The sequence below is a fragment of the Candidatus Hepatincolaceae symbiont of Strigamia maritima genome, assembly GCF_055505085.1.
The window spans coordinates 1-2,708 of record NZ_DBKDTU010000085.1; the positions used below are offsets into that span (position 1 = coordinate 1).

1 rRNA gene is annotated in these 2,708 nt (G+C 50.1%); it reads left to right on the top strand.

Going from position 1 to position 2,708, the window contains the following annotated elements:
• Nucleotides 1-286: 286 nt before the first annotated feature.
• Nucleotides 287-2,708 (top strand): 23S ribosomal RNA (locus tag ACQCX0_RS02090); the annotation flags it as partial.

The window sequence follows — 2,708 nt, forward strand, 5'->3', positions numbered from 1 at the left end:
TCAGCTGGGAGAGCGCCTGCCTTGCACGCAGGAGGTCAGCGGTTCGATCCCGCTTGGCTCCACCATAAACTGCTTCTGAAAGCTTAGAAATGAGCATTCACTTTGAATGTTGATTTCTAGTCTTTTGATTAGATCGTTCTTTAAAAATTTGGGTATGTGATAGAAAGATAGACTGAACGTTACTTTCACTGGTAACGGATCAGGCTAAGGTAAAATTTGTGAGTTGAATTGCAAATTTTCGGCGAATGTCGTCTTCATAGTATAACCAGATTGCTTGGGGTTATATGGTCAAGTGAAGAAGCGCATACGGTGGATGCCTTGGCAGTCAGAGGCGATGAAAGACGTGGTAGCCTGCGAAAAGCTTCGGGGAGTCGGCAAACAGACTTTGATCCGGAGATGTCTGAATGGGGGAACCCAGCCATCATAAGATGGTTATCTTGTACTGAATACATAGGTGCAAGAGGCGAACCAGGGGAACTGAAACATCTAAGTACCCTGAGGAAAAGAAATCAACCGAGATTCCCTTAGTAGTGGCGAGCGAACGGGGACTAGCCCTTAAGTGGCTTTGAGATTAGCGGAACGCTCTGGAAAGTGCGGCCATAGTGGGTGATAGCCCTGTACGCGAAAATCTCTTAGTCATGAAATCGAGTAGGACGGGGCACGAGAAACCTTGTCTGAATATGGGGGGACCATCCTCCAAGGCTAAATACTACTGACTGACCGATAGTGAACTAGTACCGTGAGGGAAAGGCGAAAAGAACCCCGGAGAGGGGAGTGAAATAGATCCTGAAACCGTATGCGTACAAGCAGTGGGAGCAGACTTTGTTCTGTGACTGCGTACCTTTTGTATAATGGGTCAGCGACTTATTTTCAGTGGCGAGCTTAACCGAATAGGGGAGGCGTAGCGAAAGCGAGTCTTAATAGGGCGTCTAGTCGCTGGGAATAGACCCGAAACCGGGCGATCTATCCATGGGCAGGTTGAAGGTTAGGTAACACTGACTGGAGGACCGAACCGACTACCGTTGAAAAGTTAGCGGATGACCTGTGGATCGGAGTGAAAGGCTAATCAAGCTCGGAGATAGCTGGTTCTCCTCGAAAGCTATTTAGGTAGCGCCTCATGTATCACTGTAGGGGGTAGAGCACTGTTTCGGCTAGGGGGTCATCCCGACTTACCAAACCGATGCAAACTCCGAATACCTACAAGTGCCGAGCATGGGAGACACACGGCGGGTGCTAACGTCCGTCGTGAAAAGGGAAACAACCCAGACCGTCAGCTAAGGTCCCAAAGTTATGGTTAAGTGGGAAACGATGTGGGAAGGCTTAGACAGCTAGGAGGTTGGCTTAGAAGCAGCCACCCTTTAAAGAAAGCGTAATAGCTCACTAGTCGAGTCGGCCTGCGCGGAAGATGTAACGGGGCTCAAACCATACACCGAAGCTACGGGTATCACGTAAGTGATGCGGTAGAGGAGCGTTCTGTAAGCCTGTGAAGGTGAGTTGAGAAGCTTGCTGGAGGTATCAGAAGTGCGAATGCTGACATGAGTAACGACAATGGGTGTGAAAAACACCCACGCCGAAAGACCAAGGTTTCCTGCGCAACGTTAATCGACGCAGGGTTAGTCGGTCCCTAAGGCGAGGCTGAAAAGCGTAGTCGATGGAAAACAGGTTAATATTCCTGTACTTCTAGTTATTGCGATGGAGGGACGGAGAAGGCTAGGCCAGCTTGGCGTTGGTTGTCCAAGTTTAAGGTGGTAGGCTGGAATCTTAGGTAAATCCGGGATTCTAAGGCCGAGAGCTGATGACGAGTTACCTTTTAGGTGACGAAGTGGTTGATGCCATGCTTCCAAGAAAAGCTTCTAAGCTTCAGATAACTAGGAACCGTACCCCAAACCGACACAGGTGGTTGGGTAGAGAATACCAAGGCGCTTGAGAGAACTCGGGTGAAGGAACTAGGCAAAATGGCACCGTAACTTCGGGAGAAGGTGCGCCGGTGAGGGTGAAGGACTTGCTCCGTAAGCTCATGCCGGTCGAAGATACCAGGCCGCTGCGACTGTTTATTAAAAACACAGCACTCTGCAAACACGAAAGTGGACGTATAGGGTGTGACGCCTGCCCGGTGCTGGAAGGTTAATTGATGGGGTCAGCCGCAAGGCGAAGCTCTTGATCGAAGCCCCAGTAAACGGCGGCCGTAACTATAACGGTCCTAAGGTAGCGAAATTCCTTGTCGGGTAAGTTCCGACCTGCACGAATGGTGTAACGATCTGGACGCTGTCTCAGCCATGAGCTCGGTGAAATTGTAGTATCGGTGAAGATGCCGATTACCCGCAGTGGGACGAAAAGACCCTGTGCACCTTTACTATAGCTTAGTATTGACCTTGGATAAGTGATGTGTAGGATAGGTGGGAGACTATGAAGCGGCTTCGCTAGGAGTTGTGGAGTCATTGTTGAAATACCACCCTTTGCTTATCTGAGGCCTAACCCCGCTTTGTGGGGGACATTGCTTGGTGGGTAGTTTGACTGGGGCGGTCTCCTCCCAAAGCGTAACGGAGGAGTTCGAAGGTACGCTAGTTACGGTCGGACATCGTGACGATAGTGCAATGGCATAAGCGTGCTTAACTGCGAGACTGACAAGTCGAGCAGATGCGAAAGCAGGACATAGTGATCCGGTGGTTCTGTATGGAAGGGCCATCGCTCAACGGATAAAAGGTACT